Genomic DNA, 17696 nt, shown 5'->3' with positions numbered 1-17696 from the left:
CGCAGCGACGAGACGAAACGCACCACCCCTCCCGAAGAGGCACCGCGTTTCGTCTCGCTCCGCCTGCGGCGGTGCTCGCTCAACGACCGGAAAAGGCCCGGATGCTAGGCGCGACGGCGGGCGGCGACGATGGCGAGGCCGAGCGTCAGCAGCAGCGCGCTCAACACCGCGTACGGCACCGGGTCGGCGCCGGTCGATGCCAGATCGCCGGAGCCCGAGCCCGAACCGGCACCCGCCCCCGGCTTGCCGTTCCCGCCGCCGCTCTGCGCGGCGGTGACGACGAGCGGTGCGGTCGCCTCGGCGCCGTCTGGCTGGACGGCCGCCAGCGTGTGCCTCCCGGGAGCGGTGTCCTTCGGGATCGCGACAGTGACCGAGAACCGGCCGTCCTCACCGGTCGTCACCGTTGCCAGCCGCACCGGGTCAGAGCGCAGCTCGAGCACCAGCTCGATGCCGGCGTCGAAGCCCTCGCCGGTGACCGTCACGGATCCGCCGGCCGCGACCGTGAGGCGGTCCAGCGAGATCGTCCCGGCCGCGGCCGGGGCATCCGCGAACACGATCGGCACCCTCGCGGCGGTGCCGGTGCCGGCGACCGCGACCTCCAGGGTCTGCGGGCCGTGCACGCCCTCCGGAACCGTGAACGTCAGCGACGCCCGCCCGACCTCGTCCGTGGCGTCCACCACGGTCGGGTCGATCTCGGCCGACGCGAGCTCGGTGCCGTTCAGCGACAGCGTCACCGGGCCCGGCGCCGGCTCCCCGGCGCTGAAGGCCAGCGACGACAGCGAGACCGTGACCTGGTCGCCGGCGCTGTAGCCGTCGGCATCCGCCGGGCTCAGCACCACCCCGACGGCGCGCTGCGCGTAATCGGGCGAGGCGGTCTTGTTCTCGGCGAACCAGTCGACCATCGACTGCAGGTCGACCTTGCCGGTGTCCTTCTTGTTCTCGCCTTCGGCGAGGGTGACGAAGTTGTCGCCGCCGGCTGCGAGGAACGAGTTCGCCGCGACCAGGTACGTCGCCTCCGGGTCGACCGGGGTGCCGTCGAGCGTGATCGCGGTGATCCGCGAGCCCTGCGCTGCGGTGGGGTCGTAGGTGTACTCCAGCCCCTTCGAGACGCCGAGCTTCAGGAACGGACGGCTCGCGCCCTCCGGCTGCCACTGCTCCTCGAGCACCGCCTTCAGCTGGGCGCCGGTGAGCTCGAGCGTGACGAGCGTGTTGGCGAACGGCTGCACCGTCGCCGCCTCGCGGTAGGTCACGTTGCCGTCGGGGTCGCCCTCGGCGCTGGACGCGTAGCTGAGGTTGGCTCGCAGCCCGCCCGGGTTCATCAGCGCGATCTGCGCCCCGGTCGCCCACTTCTGCACGTCGGCGACGAAGTTGCCGATGGTCGACTCCCCGCCCCGGTTCTCCGTCTTCCCGTCGCTCTGCCGGGCCCGGTTGAAGTCGGCCGTGATCTCGCCCACCGCACCGAGCTCGTCGGCTTCGGCCTTCGCCGCGTCGACGATCGCCTGCACCTCGGGGACGGCCGGGTACAGCGGCTTCCCGCCGGCGGTGAGCGGCTTGATCTCGTTGACGATGGACAGGATCTCCTTCGTCTCCGGGTCGACCTGGATGTTCATCAGACCGAGGTTCTCGCCATACTGCCCGGCCGAGACGACCGGGCGGCCGTCGATGACGTGGTTGTAGGCCAGGTGCGTGTGCGCCGAGACGATCGCGTTCACGTCGTCGTCCACGCCGTAGACGATCTCGCCCAGTGGCGAGTCCGGCGTGATGCTGGACAGCTCGACCGTCTCCGCCCCCTCGTGCACCAGGAGGATGATCACATCCGCTTCACCGTTGGCGGTGTCGCCGTCGCGCAGATCGTCGGCCACGGCGTTCACCGAGTCGACGATGCTGCGCACCTCGAGTTCCCGGATGCCGTCCGGGGAGACCAGCGTGGGCAGGTCCTCGGTGACGGCGCCGACGAAGCCGACCCGCACGCCCTGCAGCTCCTTCACCCAGGCGGGGGCGAGCGCGGGCTCGCCGGTCTCGGTGAGGAAGACGTTCGCGGAGATGTACTCCCAGTCCGCCCGGTCCTGCACGCGGTCGCGGAGGTCGGCCCAGCCCTGGTCGAACTCGTGGTTGCCGGCGGCGCTCACGTCGAGGCCGGCGGCGTTCAGCGCGTCGATGGTCGGGTTGTCGTCCTGGATGAACGAGGTGAACGTCGACGCGCCGATGAGGTCGCCCGCGGCCGCGAAGATCGTGTTCGGGTTCGCCTCGCGGAACTGCTGCACCGCGCCCGCCATGACGGCGGCGCCGGCGGATGCCCGGTCGGCCTCGATCCGCCCGTGGAAGTCGTTCATCGTGACGACGTCGATGCTCACCGGCGACTGCGCCGCGGACACCCCGACCACGATCGGGTCGTGGTCGCTGGAGCGGTACGGCGTGCCCGACTCGGTGGCCGCGTACGCATACCCGCGGTCGCTCCACTCCGGCGAGTTGATGCTCCACACCCCGGCGCCGGTGACGGATGCCGCGAGCGACGGCGAGGCGATCACGTGGTCGAGCGAGCCGAGCTCGCCGTCGAACGTGTACGTGTACTGGCCGTCGGTGCGGTCGGCGACGAGATCGCTCCAGCCGGCCGAGGTGAACACCTCGATCGGGTCCTCCTCGCTGTACGCGTTGAAGTCCCCGATCAGCAGCAGGTCGGAGCTGCCGGATGCCTCGGTGAGCTGCTCGGTGAAGCCGAGCAGCGACTGCGCCTGCGCGACCCGGTCGGCGTTGAAGAAGCCCTGGCCGTCCGTGGGCTCCGGCGTGCCGTCCTTCGGGTCGGACTTGGACTTGAAGTGGTTGGCCACCACGGTGATGACGCGGCCGTCGATGTCGAACGCCTGTGCGATCGGCTCGCGCGCGTTGTCCCACACGGCCTCGTCGGTGATGGTCGCGCTGTCGCCCTTCGGCGTGACCGCGTCCTTCTTGTAGATGATCGCGTTCGTGATGACGTCGGTGGTGGCCGGGTCGTGCAGCGCGGCGGGCGTGGGCACGTACGCCCACACCTCGGCGCCGGCCGCGGCGTTCAGCCCCGACACCAGGTCGGCGAGGGCCGCGTCGACCGGCTTGCCGAACTCGAGCGAGTTCTCGATCTCCATCAGCGCGACGATCTCGGCGTCCAGCCCGTTGATCGCGGCGACGATCTTCGACTTCTGGATCGCGAACTGCGCCGCATCCGCCGCACCGCGGGCATCCGGGTTCTCACTGCGCAGCGTCGTGAAGTAGTTGTAGACGTTGAACGACGCCACCTGCACGTCGCCGCCCACGGCGGGCACCGCCGGGCGCGGATTGCGCGATTCGAAGGCGACCTTGGCTTCGGCGGGGCTGGTGTCGTCGATCGGGGTCACCGGCTGCAGGCGCCAGTCCTCGAAACCGTACTGCAGCACGTAGCCCTTGCCGCCGAAGTCGACGACGTCGCCGTTGCGGACGACGGCGTCCTTGGTGAAGTACGGCTGGCCGTTGGGGTGGTTCTTGTTGCCGACCTGGATCGACCAGCCGTCGTCGAGCAGGATGCGGTCGGCGCGGTTGGCGGCGGCGATCGCGTCGGCCTCGGCGCCGGGACGCGTCGTCTCGGTGCTCTTGACGTTCAGCTCCTCCGGGTTCAGCCACAGCGTGCCGAAGTTGTAGAGCTGGTGGCTGGATGCCAGCGCGTAGCTGCCGGTCGGCGCGACGAGCATGCTCTCGAACGCCTCGCGGTCCGCGCCGACGACGGAGGTCGGCAGGGGGGTGAGCGGCGGCGCGCCGGCACCGGGCGTGACGACCTCCACGTCGGCGAGCGCGGCCGGGGACACCTGGGTCTGGCCGAAGTACTCGCTCACGGTGCCGGTCACGGAGACGAGGTCGCCGATCGCGAGGGTCGGGGCGAGCGCATCGAGGTACACGAAGACGCCGTCGGATGCCCCTGGCGTGGCGTCCTCGGCTCCGCCGGACCCCTGCGTCTGGATGACGACGCCCTTGTACCCGCCGGTGCGGTAGTCCGCGGTGACGACGCCCTCGACGGTGACGACCTGGCCGTTCACCGGCGACACGTCGCCGGTGCCCTGCACCTCGGCGATGGTGTGCGTGGCGGGGCGGGACGCCACGGTGGCCTCGGCGGCCGCCGGTGCCGTCGTCTCCTCGGCGGTGCCGGTCGCGGCGGAGTCCGCGCCCGCGGCGTCGGCGCCCGCGTGGCCCGTCGCCCCGGCATCCGTCTCGGCGCCATCCGCGTCTGCGGGAGCAGCGGTCTCGGCCGGCGCTTCTGGCGCGACGGTCTCCTCCGTCGCCGGGTCCTCCGGTGCGGCGGTGCCGGTCGGCGCCGGCGTCTCCGCGCCGGTGGAGGTGGCCGCGGCCGGGGTCTCCACCGCCTGCGGCTCGGCGGTCTCCTCAGCGCCGGCGGGCGCCGCGGCCAGGGAGCCGAAGCTCAGGGCGACGGCGGTGGTCATGGCGAGGGCGCCGATGCGTCCCCTCGTGCGACGGTGCGGGACGGGAACCGGGCGGTTCCCGTCCTCGGGGGCGGACATCATCGGTGCTGTCTCCTCGGTCAGGTGAACGACGGCCCTCGTGAAACCGTCGCCGAGCGCGCGCCGAGCCCGGTCGGGCATCGGGCACACGCATCTGCAAGTGACCCTAGAGGGGGCCGGCGACGTTCCTCAAGGGCGTTCGCCGATCGGTCACCGGATGGTCACCGCCCGTGCCGTCGCGGATGCCGCTTCACTCGTCGGCGACGGCGAGTTCCTCGAGTTCCCGCTCCCAGGCGTCCTTCGCGAGGCGGTACCAGAGGTAGAAGGCGAAGCCGGCGAACACGGCCCATTCCGCGGCGTAGAAGATGTTCAGCCAGTTGACCGGGGACTTCTGCTCGGGTGCGGGCGAGACGATGTCGACCAGGCCCGGCGGCGCCGCGGCCGAGGCGAGGTACGGCCGGTACACCGACAGCTGCTCCACGTCGTGCCAGCGTCCCAGCAGCGCAGCCGGCGACATCCGGGTGAGCTCGTCGGGGTCGGACCGCGGCGGCACGGTCACGCCCTCGTCGTCGATGAGGCGGCCGGTGATCCGGGTCTCGGCGGCACCGGCATCCGTGAGCCGCGCGGCCGCGGCATCCGCCTGCTCCCGCGTCGGCGCCCAGCCGAGCGCGACGGCGATCGAGGTGCGCTCGGCGACGCGCAGCTGCCCGGTCACCCAGTATCCCTCGGCGCCGTCGTTGAACCGGGAGGAGACGACGATGAAGTCCTCCGGCACCCAGGTGCCCGAGACGGACACGCGCTGCCCGCCCGATGCCTCGCCGAGGTACTCGCCGGGCTGAACGACGTCCTCCAGGGGACGCACCTGCTCGGTCGCGCCGGGCGGCGGCGGGTCGGTGTCGACGGCGCGGCCGAGCTGCCACTGGCCGAGGAACGCGAACACGCCGGCGACGATGAGGCACAGCGCGAGCATCCCCAGCCAGCGCGGACGGAGCATCACCTCGCGCAGCGTCGGCGGAAACGGCACGGTGTCGCTCACGCCGGCCGTCTCGTCAGGTCCGGATGCGGTCATCCCTGCTCGTAGGGTGCGAGCACCACCTCGACGCGCTGGAACTCCTTGAGGTCGGAGTAGCCGGTCGTGGCCATCGACTTGCGCAGCGCGCCGATGAGGTTGGCGGTGCCGTCGGCGACCGGCGCCGGACCGTACAGGATCTCCTCGAGCGTGCCGATGCCCTGCACCGCCACGCGGCGGCCCCGGGGCAGCTGCGGGTGGTGCGCCTCGGGACCCCAGTGGTAGCCCCGGCCCGGGGCATCCGTCGCCCGCGCCAGCGCGACGCCGAGCATCACCGCGTCCGCGCCCATCGCGAGGGCCTTCACGATGTCGCCGGAGGTGCCGACGCCGCCGTCCGCGATCACGTGGACGTAGCGGCCGCCGGACTCGTCGAGGTAGTCGCGGCGCGCGGCGGCGACGTCGGAGACCGCGGTCGCCATGGGGGCGTGGATGCCGAGCGTGGCGCGCGTGGTCGACGCCGCTCCCCCGCCGAAGCCGACGAGCACGCCGGCCGCGCCGGTGCGCATCAGGTGCAGGGCCGCGGTGTAGGTGGCGGCGCCGCCGACGATCACGGGGACGTCGAGATCGTAGATGAACCGCTTGAGATTCAGCGGCTCGGCGACGCTGGAGACGTGCTCGGCCGACACCGTGGTGCCGCGGATCACGAACAGGTCGACCCCGGCGGCGACGACGGTCTCGTACAGCTCCTGGGTGCGCTGCGGGGTGAGCGAGCCGGCGACGGTGACGCCGGCCTCGCGGATCTCGGCCAGGCGCTGCTTGATCAGCTCGGGCTTGATCGGCTCCGCGTACAGCTGCTGCATCCGGGCCGTCGCGCGGTCGTCGGGCAGCGAGGCGATCTCGTCGAGCAGCGGCTCCGGGTTCTCGTACCGGGTCCACAGGCCCTCGAGGTCGAGCACGCCGAGCCCGCCGAGTCGGCCGAGCATGATGGCGGTCCGCGGGCTCACCACGGAATCCATCGGGGCGCCGATCACCGGGATGTCGAAGGGGAACGCGTCGATCGTCCACGACGTGGACACGTCCTCCGGGTTGCGGGTGCGACGCGAGGGCACCACCGCGATGTCGTCGAACGTGTAGGCACGACGGGCGCGCTTGCCCCGGCCGATCTCGATCTCCATGGTCACCGCTCCAGACTACCCGCACGGTCCGACGCTGACAGACTGGGCGCCAGGAGGAGGCGTGGATGATCGAGGAGCCGGTGGAGATCGCCGTGGTGGGCGGCGGCGCGATGGGAGTTGCGGCGGCGTGGGAGCTGACCCGGCGCGGGCGGCGCCCGGTGGTGCTGGAGCGTTTCGGACGCGGGCACACGCACGGCGCGTCGCACGGGGCCACCCGCAACTTCAACAACGCGTACGCCGAGGACCACTACCTCGACCTGCTGATGCGCTCCCGCGAGGGCTGGGACGCGCTGGGGGCGCGGGGCGGCGAGCCGCTGCTGCGCCTGCACGGCCTGGTCACGCACGGCGGGCTGGGTGGGGCGGGTGCACAGGCGGCGGGTGCGATGGATGGGGCCGGTGCGCGCCGCCCGGCTCGAGCGTGACGATGCGGTCGGCGGCGCGGGCGAGCAGCTCGCGGTCGTGTGAGACCAGCAGCACGGTCTTCGGCGTCTCGCGCAGCCGCTCCTCCAGCCAGCGCTTCGCGGGCACGTCGAGGTAGTTGTCGGGCTCGTCGAGAAGCAGCACATCGTCCGGGCCGCGCAGCAGAGCCTCCAGCGCCAGGCGCTTCTGCTCCCCGCCGGACAGGGTGTCGAGGTCGCGGAAACGGGCGCGCTCGTACGGGATGCCGAGGGCGGCGATCGTGCACTGGTCCCACACCGTCTCGTGCTCGTAGCCGCCGGCGTCGGCGTACTCGGCGATCGCCGTGGCGTACGCCATCTGGGTGCGCTCGGTGTCTTCCTCGATGAGGGCGTTCTCCGCCGCCTCGAGCGCCTCGGCGGCGGCACGGATGCGGCGAGGGGCGACGCCGACCAGCAGGTCGTGGACGGTCGCGCCGGGCCGGCCGTGGCCGACGAACTGGTCCATCACCCAGAGCGCGCCGTCGATCGTGACCGCGCCGTCGTCGGGCGTCAGCTCGCCGCGGATGATCCGCAGCAGGGTCGACTTGCCGGCCCCGTTCGGCCCGATCAGCGCGCTCGTCGACCCGGCGCCGACGCGGAACGTCACCTCGTCCAGCAGCGGGCGGCCGTCCGGCAGGCTGAGCGTGACGGCATTGATGTCGATATGGCCCACGGTGGCGCATCCTTCCGCCCGCTGCGCGGCGAGCCGACCAGGCTATCAGCATCCTCAGCGCCGGGTTCTCGTCGGCACCCCCGGCATCCGTCGTGCCGGTATCCGTCCCCACCCGGCGTCCGCCCGCGCCCGGCATGCGTCCGCACCTGGCATCCGTCCGCGCGTCGACGCGCACCGAAGACGGCGCCGCCGGATGTCGGCGAGGCGACGGACCGCCTCGGATCAGGCGGCGTAGCGGCCCGAGGCGACCGCGCGGGCGCGGGCCTTCGCGGCCTCCTCCTCGCGATTCTTCGGCGGGCGGGTGGCGACGAGGTCGTTCAGCAGGTGCTGCGTGGCGTGCGCGATCTCGGCGACGGCGCGGTCGAAGGCCTCCTGGTTGGCCTTGGACGGCTTCGTCGTCCCGGCGATCTTGCGCACGTACTGTAGCGCGGCGGCGTGCACCTCCTCGGAGGTCGCGGCCGGCTCGAAATTGTGGAGGGTGTGGATGCTGCGGCACATACTGGCACGGTACGCCGCGTCACCGGCATCCGGAACCCTCCCCTCACCCTCCCCACCCGTTTGGGGCGCATTCTCGCGTTCGGGGCGGAGGATACCCGCCCCGAACGCAGGAATCCGCCCCAAACCCGGAAAAGGAACCCGGAATGGACCCGGAAAGGAACCCCGAAAAGGCAGCCGGGAGGGACCCGGGCCGGGGTCAGCGCTTGTAGTTGGGGGCCTCGACGACGATCTGCACGTCGTGCGGGTGCGACTCCTTCAGCCCGGCCGGCGTGATCCGGACGAACTTGCCGCGCTGCTTGAGCTCCTCGATGGTACGCGCGCCGACGTAGAACATCGACTGCCGCAGACCGCCCACCAGCTGGTAGGCGACCGCGGACAGCGGGCCGCGGTACGGCACCTGTCCCTCGATGCCCTCCGGGATCAGCTTGTCGTCGCTGGGGACGTCGGCCTGGAAGTAGCGGTCCTTCGAATAGGACGTCTGCTTGCCCCGGGTCTGCATGGCGCCCAGCGAGCCCATGCCGCGGTACTGCTTGAACTGCTTGCCCGACTGGAAGACGATCTCGCCCGGCGACTCGTCCGTGCCGGCGAGCAGCGAGCCCAGCATCACGGCATCCGCACCGGCGACCAGCGCCTTGGCGATGTCGCCCGAGTACTGCAGCCCGCCGTCGGCGATCACGGGGACGCCGGCCGGCCCGGCCGCCAGAGACGCCTCGTACACGGCGGTGATCTGCGGCACGCCCACGCCCGCGACCACGCGCGTGGTGCAGATCGAGCCGGGGCCGACGCCGACCTTCACGGCGTCCACGCCCGCGTCCACCAGCGCCTGGGCGCCCTCACGGGTCGCGACGTTGCCGCCGATGACGTCGATGCCGTCGAAGGAGGAGTCCGCCTTCAGCCGCTTCACCAGGTCGATGACGCCCTGCGACTGGCCGTTCGCCGTGTCCACGACGAGCACGTCCACACCGGCATCCCGCAGCGCCTCGGCGCGCTCCCACGCGTCGCCGAAGAACCCGATCGCGGCGCCCACACGCAGGCGGCCCTGCTCGTCCTTGGTGGCGAGCGGGTACTTCTCGCTCTTGTCGAAGTCCTTGATCGTGATCAGCCCGGCGAGCTTGCCGTTGTCGTCGATGAGCGGCAGCTTCTCCACGCGGTGCTTCGCGAACAGCGCGATCACCTCGCCCGCGGCCAATCCGACCGGGGCGGTGACCAGGTTCTCGCTGGTCATGACGTCCTTGACCAGGGTGGACTGGCGCTCGAACCCGGAGACGAAGCGCATGTCGCGGTTGGTGACGATGCCCACCAGGCGTCCGTCGGCGTCGACGACCGGCAGGCCCGAGATGCGGTAGCGGGAGCAGAGCGCATCGACCTGCTCGATGGTGGCGTCCGGCGTGGTGGTGATCGGGTCGGTGATCATGCCCGACTCGCTGCGCTTGACGCGGTCGACCTGCGACGCCTGATCGGCGATCGACAGGTTGCGGTGCAGGATGCCGAGGCCCCCCTCACGCGCCATCGCGATCGCCATCCGCGCCTCGGTGACGGTGTCCATCGCGCTGGAGAGCAGGGGCGTGGCGACCGAGATGCGCTTGGTCACCCGCGACGACGTGTCGGCCTCGCTCGGGATGACGTCGGTGTGCCCCGGAAGCAGCAGCACGTCATCGTAGGTGAGTCCGACGAAACCGAACGGGTCGTGCTGCTCCATGGGAGGCTCCTCTGCGCCCGGAGGCGCGGTCGAGTGGCGGATGCGCGGGGACGGCGGGTGGCCGGAGGACGGGGCGGGGGCTTCCGTCTGTACCGATTCTAAACGTCGTGACGTACCTGTTATTCCGCAGAACCTGTGCGGATGGTGCGAACCGCGGGACCGCGGGATACGCTCAGTGCGACGTCCATCACCCGAACGGCGCCACCCGGGCCGGCTCGGCATTGCACTCGAAGTGGAGGATGCGTGGGACCCAGATCGACGACGCTTCGGCGTCCCCGAAGCGGGCTGATCGCCCTGCTCGCCGTGCTCGCGACCCTGTTCCTGCTGCTCCTGCAGCCGGCCGGGGCCGCGTTCGCCGAGACCACCGACGACGGGCAGGAGGTCACGGACTACTACTTCGGCGGCAACATCACCTTCGAGGGTGAGCCGGTCGAGGGCGTCACCATGCAGATCGAGGGCGGCGGATTCGAGGCCGAGACCGAGACGGATGCCGAGGGCAAGTGGCGTCTGTACGTGCCCGAGAAGGACACCTACACGCTCACCGTCGACGAGGACACCCTTCCCGAGGGTGTGATCGTCGACGCCACGCAGCTGCCCGAGGGCACGCAGCCGATCGCCGGCACGACCGCCTCGTTCGAGGTGGAGTTCGGCCTGACCGGCACGAAGATCGTGAACCTCTTCCTCGGCGAGGGCGAGCGCATCACCACCTCGTTCATCGACCAGCTGCTCTCGCGCCTGGTCGGCGGCGTGAACTTCGGCCTGCTGCTGGCGCTGGCGTCGATGGGCGCCGCCCTGATCTACGGCACCACCCGGCTGTCCAACTTCGCGCACGCCGAGATGGTCACCTGGGGCGGGCTCGTCGTGATGGTGATGAGCTCGTTCTGGCACCAGCCGCTGTGGCTCGGCATCGCCGCCGCGGTGATCGGCGGCGGCCTGTTCGGGTGGGCGATGGATGCCGGGCTGTGGCGCCCGCTCCGCCATCGCGGACTCGGCGTCGTGCAGCTCATGATCGTCAGCATCGGCCTGTCCCTGGCGCTGCGCTACGTGTTCCAGTACTTCATCGGCGGCGCGACTCGTCAGCTGCCCGGCGCAAGCCCCACGCCGATCCGGTTCGGTCCGGTGGCGCTGTCGTACATCGACCTGATCGGCATCGGCGTCAGCGTCGTCGTCATCCTGGGCGTGGCGTACTTCCTCACCCGCACCCGCATCGGCAAGGCGACCCGGGCCATCTCCGACAACCCGCAGCTCGCGGCCGCCTCCGGCATCGACGTGGACCGGGTGATCCGCTACGTGTGGATCCTCTCCGGCGTGCTCGCGGCGATCTCGGGCATCCTGTGGGCGTACTTCCGTCCCGGCGTGAAGTGGGACATGGGTGGGCAGATGCTGCTGCTGATCTTCGCCGCGATCACGCTCGGCGGTCTCGGCACCGCGTTCGGCGCCCTGGTCGGTTCGCTCATCGTGGGCATCGCGGTGGAGATCTCGACGCTGTGGATCCCGTCGGATCTGAAGTACGCGAGCGCACTCGTCGTCCTCATCGTCATCCTTCTCGTCAGACCGCAGGGACTGCTCGGACGCAGGGAAAGGCTGGGCTGATTCACCATGGACTTCGGAAGCATCTTCTCCAACACGGCCGTCTACCTGTTCAGCCCGGTCACCCTGGCGTACGCCCTGGCGGCCACCGGCCTGGCCGTGCACTTCGGCTACGCGGGGCTGCTGAACTTCGGCATGGCGGCGTTCATGGCGCTCGGCGGCTACGGATACGCGATCTCGGTGCTCACGTTCGGGGCGGCCTGGTGGGTGGGCATGCTCATCGGCCTCGCCGGCGGGGCGCTGTTCGCGATCCTGCTCGGCATCCCGACCCTGCGGCTGCGCGCCGACTATCTCGCGATCGCGACGATCGCCGCCGGCGAGATCGTGCGGCTGCTGTTCACCACGCAGCTGTTCGACGAGTGGACGAACTCGGCCGACGGCCTCGCGCAGTACAACGGCGGCTTCCGCGACGCCAACCCGTTCCCGGTGGGCACGTACGGGTTCGGCCCGTGGACGTACACCGCGAACGACCTCTGGAACCGGGTGTTCGGGCTGATCGTCCTCGTCCTGGCGATCCTGCTGGTGTGGGCGCTGATGCGCAGCCCCTGGGGCCGCGTGCTCAAGGGCATCCGTGAGGATGAGGACGCCGTGCGGTCGCTGGGCAAGAACGTCTTCGCGTACAAGATGCAGGCGCTGATCGTGGGCGGCGTCATCGGCGCCGCGGGCGGCATCGTCTTCGTGCTGCCCAGCGCCGTCGTCCCGAGCAGCTACACCACCTCGCTCACCTTCTTCCTGTGGACGATCCTCCTGCTCGGCGGTGCGGCGACCGTGCTCGGCCCGACGCTCGGCGCCGTGCTGTTCTGGCTCGTGTTCGCGTTCCTGGCGAACCTCCTGCCGCAGATGGCGCAGAACGGCTACCTGCCCATGTCCGACAGCCAGGCGGCGACGCTGGTGAACGTCTTCATCGGCATCGCGCTGATGCTGCTCGTGATCTTCCGCCCCCAGGGCATCCTCGGCGACAAGAGGGAGATGACCTTTGTCAAGTGAGAGCACCCCCACCCCGAGCGCGCGCCGGCCGAAGACGACGGGGCTGGCCAAGGGACCCGGCGCGCCCGGCGTCGCCAAGGTCGACCCGATCCTCGTCATCGACGGCGTCCAGCGCCGCTTCGGCGGCCTGACCGCGGTCGACGTCGACCATCTCGAGATCCCGCGCGGCGCGATCACGGCCCTGATCGGGCCGAACGGCGCCGGGAAGACCACGCTGTTCAACCTGCTGTGCGGCTTCGACAAGCCCAACAGCGGCTCGTGGACCTACGACGGCACCCAGCTCGCCGGCATCCCCTCGTTCAAGGTTGCCCGCATGGGGCAGGTGCGCACCTTCCAGCTGACGAAGTCGCTGTCGCTGCTCACCGTTCTCGAGAACATGAAGCTCGGCGCGAAGGATCAGCTCGGCGAGAAGTTCTGGCCGAGCCTGCTGCCCTTCCTCTGGCGCAGGCGCGAGGCAGCGATCGAGCAGCGTGCCCGCGAGCTGCTGAAGCGGTTCAAGCTGGACGCGAAGGAGCAGGACTTCGCCGCCTCGCTCTCGGGCGGTCAGCGCAAGCTGCTCGAGATGGCCCGCGCCCTGATGAGCGAGCCGACGCTGGTGATGCTCGACGAGCCGATGGCCGGCGTCAACCCCGCCCTCTCCCAGTCGCTGCTGGACCACATCCTCGACCTGAAGGAGCACGGCATGACCGTGCTGTTCGTCGAGCACGACATGCACATGGTGCGGCACATCGCCGACTGGGTGGTCGTGATGGCCGAGGGCCGCGTGGTCGCCGAGGGTCCGCCGGAGACGGTGATGGAGGACCCGGCCGTGGTCGACGCGTACCTGGGTGCGCACCAGGACGTCGACCTCGGTGCCGTGACCGGCCGGATCCCGGTGGTGTCGGATGCCACGGCGACGAAGCTGCGCGAGAAGATCGAGACCGAGGCGGAGGCCGAGCTCGAGGCCTCGAAGGAGGACGAGTCATGACGGATGCCACAAACCCGAGCGTCCCCGCCGGGGGCGGGGACGTCGTCCCTTCGACAGGCTCAGGGCAGGCGACGCCGAGCGTCCCCGCCGAGGGCGGGGACGTCGTCCCTTCGACAGGCTCAGGGCAGGCGACGCCGAGCGTCCCCGCCGAGGGCGGGGACGTCGTCGTCGAGCTCACCGACGTCCACGCCGGGTACCTCCCCGGCGTGAACATCCTCAACGGCGCGAACCTCGTCGCCCGCAAGGGCGAGCTGATCGGCATCATCGGCCCGAACGGCGCCGGCAAGTCGACGCTGCTGAAGGCGATCTTCGGCCTGGTGCAGGTGCGCGCGGGCGACATCACCGTGAACGGCGAGAGCATCGTCGGGCTGAAGGCCGACAAGCTGGTCAAGCGCGGCGTCGCCTTCGTGCCTCAGACGAACAACGTGTTCCCGTCGCTGACGATCGCCGAGAACCTGCAGATGGGGCTGTACCAGAATCCGAAGATCTATGCCGAGCGGCTGGAGTTCGTCACCGGCATCTTCGCCGAGCTCGGCAAGCGGCTGAACCAGCGCGCCGGCTCGCTGTCCGGTGGCGAGCGCCAGATGGTCGCGATGTCCCGGGCGCTGATGATGGACCCGTCCGTGCTGCTGCTCGACGAGCCGTCGGCGGGGCTGTCCCCGGTGCGTCAGGATGACGCGTTCATCCGCGTCTCCGACATCAACAAGGCAGGCGTGACGACGATCATGGTGGAGCAGAACGCCCGCCGCTGCCTGCAGATCTGCGATCGGGGCTACGTCCTCGACCAGGGCCGCGACGCCTATGAGGGCTCCGGCCGCGATCTGCTGAACGACCCGAAGGTGATCGGCCTGTACCTCGGGACGCTCGGCACCGACGCCGCCTGAGCCACGAACGGCGGCGCCTGAGCCACGAACCGCGCACACGACGAGGGCCTCCGGATGCGGCATCCGGAGGCCCTCGTCGTGAGTGGGATCAGTTGATCCGCTCGTAGGTGTTGTCGGCGCCGTACTGGAACACGCCGATCGCCGCGCCCTTCGGGTCGCCGTTCTCATCGAACGTGATCTCACCGGAGTAGCCGTCGTAATCGGCGGTGCCGCCCTCGTTGATGATCTTCGCGCAGTCGGCGAAGCTGGTGCACTTCTCGCCGTCGCCGGAACCGCCGGAGACCTCCTGCATCTTCTCGGCGATGTCGACGCCCTCGGTCGAACCCGCCGCGAGCGACGCCAGGGCCATCAGCACGACCGCGTCGTAGGCCTCGGCCGCGTAGGTGAAGTCCTCCACCTCGCTGTTGCCCTCACCGGTCCAGTACTCCTGGAGTCGATCGGTGAAGTCGTCCTCGAGCGCGGGGCCGGGCTTGGTGCCCTTGGCGCCCTCGAGCTTGACCGCCGGGAGCTCGGTGTCGTACGTGTTCGACAGGTTGCCGTCGACGAGGTAGAACTTGCTCGGGTCGAAACCGGCGTTCACCAGCAGCGGCGCGATCGTCTTGAACTCGTCGTAGGAGACCACCGCGATCGCGTCGGGGTTGGCCGCCATGATGGTCGACACCTGGGCGTCGAACTGCGCGTCGCCGATGTTGAACGACGCGTCCGCGACGACCTCGCCGCCGGTGCCCTCGAACGTCGTCTTGATGGCGTCGAACAGACCGGTGCCGTAGGCGTTGTTCTGGTAGATGATGCCGAGCGACTTGTGCCCGTCCTCGGCGATCAGGTTGCCCAGCACCTCCCCCTGGAGCAGGTCGCTCGGCGCGGTGCGGAAGTAGAGGCCGTTGTCGTCCCAGGCGGTGAAGTCCGGCGAGGTGTTCGACGGCGAGATCGTGATGATGCCGGCGCCGACGTTGCCGTCGAGGATCAGCTTCGACACCGCCGACGAGGCGGCGCCGACGATGCCGGCCACGCCCTCGCTCTGCAGCTTGGTGATCGAGGTCTCGTAGGCCTTGGTGTCGGTGTCGCCCTCGTCCTCGGAGTGCATCTCGATGGTGACGCCCGCGTCGGCCTCGTTGATCTCCTGCACGGCGAGCCCGACGCCGGACTCCATCGGCGGGCCCAAGAATGCCAGGGATCCGGTCTGCGGAAGCAGTGAGCCCAGCTTCAGGGTGAGGTCCGCGGCCGGCTTCTCGCCGCCGCCCTCGTTCGGCTCCTCGGCCGGCGTGTTGCTGCAGCCGGCGATCACCAGTGCGGAGGCGCTGATCATCGCTGCCCCGGCGAAGATCCTCGCGGTGCGCGAGCTTTTCAGTGCGTTCATGTTGCTCCCTTGCATATACGAACGGGGTCATGCCCCACCGATGCCTCTTACCCTAGGCGGAAGACACGCCGGAGCGAGGGCATTTCTGTCTCGGTCGCCTAACGATCCGGCAGGCCGGTTCCGCGGCTGCAGCGCGGGTGAGCGGATGCCGCGGACAGGGGCGAGCGGAAGCCTCGGACAGGGGCGAGCGGAAGCCTCGGACAGGGGCGAGCGGATGCCTCGGGCAGGGGCGAGCGGATGCCTGTCGATGCGTCCGGCCGGGGCGCTCAGACGAGTTCGGCGGGCGCCTCGCGGCGGCCGCGTCGCGCCTGCGCGATGAGGTCGGCGACGAAGACCGCGATCGCGATCCAGACGAGCAGGAAGCCCGCCCAGCGCTCCGGCGGCATCGGCTCACCCAGCAGCGCCCAGCCGACGAGGAACTGCATGATCGGCGTGATGAACTGGATCATGCCGACCAGGCTCAGATCGACCCGGCGAGTGCCCGCGGCGAACAGCAGCAGCGGCACGGCCGTGGCCACGCCGGCGAACGCGACCAGCGCGGTGTGCGCGGGCCCGACCGCGCCGAAAGTGACATCGGTGGTCTGTGCCACGACGATGAGGGTCACGACGGCGATCGGGATCAGCCAGAACGACTCGAGCGTGAGCCCGCTGACGGCGTCGACCGCCGGGCCGATCTTCTTCTTGACCAGGCCGTACACGCCGAAGGACGCCGTGAGCGACAGCGCGATCCACGGGAACGCGCCGTACGCGACGATGATCACGACGACGGCCACCACGGCGATGGCGATCGCGGTCCACTGCAGGCGCGTGATCCGTTCGCGCAGCACGAAGACCCCGAGCAGCACGGTGAAGATGGGGTTGATGAAGTAGCCGAGGCTGGTCTCCACGATGTGCCCGGTCAGGGTGCCGATCAGGAACACCTGCCAGTTGACGTAGATGAGCAGGCCCGCGAGGGCGGTCCAGCCGAGCAGCCGGGGCTGACGCACGATCGCCCCGAACGCCGCCCAGCCGCGCGTGACGGCGAGCAGCAGCAGGCAGAATGCGAACGACAGCAGCACCCGCCACGCCACGACCTCCCACGGGCCGGTCGGCGTCAGAATGAGGAAGTAGAGCGGCAGCACGCCCCAGATCAGGTAGGCCGTGACGGTGAAGACGATGCCGCTGGTCTTCGTCCGATCAGGCACTGTGCTCACCGATCAACCCTACTCCTCGGGATGTTTCTGCTCGGGCGGCGGGGCCCGCCGCGGACGACGCAGGGCCCGGATGCCGTGGCATCCGGGCCCTGCGGGCCGACATGTCGGAAGGATCAGCGGACGACGACCGCCAGGACGTCGCGGGCCGACAGCACGAGGTACTCCTCGGTGCCGAACTTCACCTCGGTGCCGCCGTACTTGCTGTAGAGCACGCGGTCGCCGACGGCGACGTCGAGCGGAACACGGTTGCCGTTGTCGTCGATGCGGCCGGGGCCCACGGCCACGACCTCGCCCTCCTGGGGCTTCTCCTTGGCGGTGTCGGGGATGACCAGACCGCTGGCGGTGGTCTGCTCGGCCTCGACCTGCTTGATGACGATGCGGTCCTCGAGCGGCTTGATGGAAACCGACACGGTGTACCTCTTCTTTCTGTACGGAGATCAGAAGACTCGTTAGCACTCTCGCACCGAGGGTGCTAACGCCAGTCTAGGCGGTCGGCTGGCACTCACGCAATGCGAGTGCCAGCGCCTCCCCTCCGGTTGTCGAGCGCCCTTCGACAGGCTCAGGAACCGCACCGCCCAGGCGGAGCGAGACGAAACGCCCCAGCCCGCCAGCTGCCCCCGCGTCGATGGGAGCTTTCCGCACCCCGAACCGCCCCGCGCGATGCGCTTCTCTCCCAGCGACGCCGACGATGACGGCGGACGGGAGATTCCCGCATCCCCCAGCGCCCCAGAGATGCGCTTTCCTCCCGGCGACCGCGACGGCGACGC

The 17696-nt window shown here is 70.4% G+C and carries 12 protein-coding genes and 2 pseudogenes; 5 read left to right on the top strand and 9 right to left on the bottom strand.

From position 1 onward, the window contains the following. Positions 1-104: 104 nt before the first annotated feature. From JSY13_RS02415 to JSY13_RS02405, 3 genes are all read right to left on the bottom strand, one after another. Positions 105-4523: an ExeM/NucH family extracellular endonuclease gene (locus tag JSY13_RS02415; RefSeq protein ID WP_259607412.1), complete on the bottom strand. Its 4419-nt coding sequence runs from the start codon at positions 4521-4523 to the stop codon at positions 105-107. Between the two features lie 187 nt (positions 4524-4710). Further along, positions 4711-5454: an SURF1 family protein gene (locus tag JSY13_RS02410; RefSeq protein WP_259608246.1), complete on the bottom strand. Its 744-nt coding sequence runs from the start codon at positions 5452-5454 to the stop codon at positions 4711-4713. A gap of 71 nt (positions 5455-5525) precedes the next feature. Continuing rightward, positions 5526-6644, bottom strand: a complete 1119-nt coding sequence (locus JSY13_RS02405; RefSeq protein ID WP_259608245.1) for a GuaB3 family IMP dehydrogenase-related protein — start codon at positions 6642-6644, stop codon at positions 5526-5528. Between the two features lie 65 nt (positions 6645-6709). Between JSY13_RS02405 and JSY13_RS02400 the strand changes: the two are divergent. Next, positions 6710-6997, top strand: a pseudogene (locus JSY13_RS02400) (FAD-dependent oxidoreductase); the annotation flags it as partial. Between the two features lie 46 nt (positions 6998-7043). Here JSY13_RS02400 and JSY13_RS02395 read toward each other — a convergent pair. From JSY13_RS02395 to guaB, 3 genes and pseudogenes are all read right to left on the bottom strand, one after another. Next, positions 7044-7754, bottom strand: a pseudogene (locus JSY13_RS02395) (ATP-binding cassette domain-containing protein); the annotation flags it as partial. A 222-nt stretch (positions 7755-7976) separates the two neighbouring features. Beyond that, positions 7977-8252: a DUF2277 domain-containing protein gene (locus JSY13_RS02390; protein ID WP_259607411.1), complete on the bottom strand. Its 276-nt coding sequence runs from the start codon at positions 8250-8252 to the stop codon at positions 7977-7979. Between the two features lie 196 nt (positions 8253-8448). Then, a complete protein-coding gene (gene guaB, locus JSY13_RS02385; protein ID WP_259607410.1) occupies positions 8449-9951 on the bottom strand; it encodes an IMP dehydrogenase in 1503 nt (500 codons plus the stop codon). A gap of 243 nt (positions 9952-10194) precedes the next feature. Between guaB and JSY13_RS02380 the strand changes: the two genes are divergently transcribed. From JSY13_RS02380 to JSY13_RS02365, 4 genes are read left to right on the top strand one after another with little or no spacing between them, the layout of a single operon-like run. Then, the gene (locus tag JSY13_RS02380; protein ID WP_259607409.1) at positions 10195-11544 is read left to right on the top strand and encodes a branched-chain amino acid ABC transporter permease; all 1350 of its coding nucleotides are present in this window, start codon (positions 10195-10197) and stop codon (positions 11542-11544) included. Positions 11545-11550: 6 nt separating this feature from the next. Continuing rightward, positions 11551-12528 (top strand): branched-chain amino acid ABC transporter permease, encoded by a 978-nt coding sequence (locus JSY13_RS02375; RefSeq protein ID WP_259607408.1) that lies wholly within the window; start codon positions 11551-11553, stop codon positions 12526-12528. Beyond that, positions 12518-13495, top strand: a complete 978-nt coding sequence (locus tag JSY13_RS02370; protein WP_432806431.1) for an ABC transporter ATP-binding protein — start codon at positions 12518-12520, stop codon at positions 13493-13495. Before JSY13_RS02375 ends, JSY13_RS02370 begins: the two co-directional genes overlap by 11 nt. After that, complete coding sequence (locus JSY13_RS02365) at positions 13492-14379, top strand: ABC transporter ATP-binding protein (RefSeq protein WP_259607407.1); 888 nt, start codon at positions 13492-13494, stop codon at positions 14377-14379. Before JSY13_RS02370 ends, JSY13_RS02365 begins: the two co-directional genes overlap by 4 nt. An 88-nt stretch (positions 14380-14467) precedes the next feature. On the opposite strand, the gene JSY13_RS02360 is transcribed toward JSY13_RS02365, so the two are convergent. The 3 genes from JSY13_RS02360 to groES form a co-directional block, all read right to left on the bottom strand. Beyond that, positions 14468-15736, bottom strand: coding sequence for an ABC transporter substrate-binding protein (locus tag JSY13_RS02360; RefSeq protein ID WP_259607406.1), 1269 nt, complete (start codon positions 15734-15736; stop codon positions 14468-14470). Positions 15737-16002: 266 nt separating this feature from the next. Further along, entirely contained in the window at positions 16003-16929 is a 927-nt protein-coding gene (gene rarD / locus JSY13_RS02355; protein WP_259607405.1) for an EamA family transporter RarD, read from the bottom strand. A 113-nt stretch (positions 16930-17042) separates the two neighbouring features. Beyond that, a complete protein-coding gene (gene groES / locus JSY13_RS02350) occupies positions 17043-17339 on the bottom strand; it encodes a co-chaperone GroES (RefSeq protein ID WP_259607404.1) in 297 nt (98 codons plus the stop codon). Positions 17340-17696 lie beyond the last annotated feature (357 nt).

It is taken from the genome of Microbacterium neungamense (assembly GCF_024971095.1).
Lineage (GTDB): Bacteria > Actinomycetota > Actinomycetes > Actinomycetales > Microbacteriaceae > Microbacterium > Microbacterium neungamense.
Note: the sequence above shows the minus strand (reverse complement) of the source record. Positions and strands in the feature narration are given on the sequence as shown.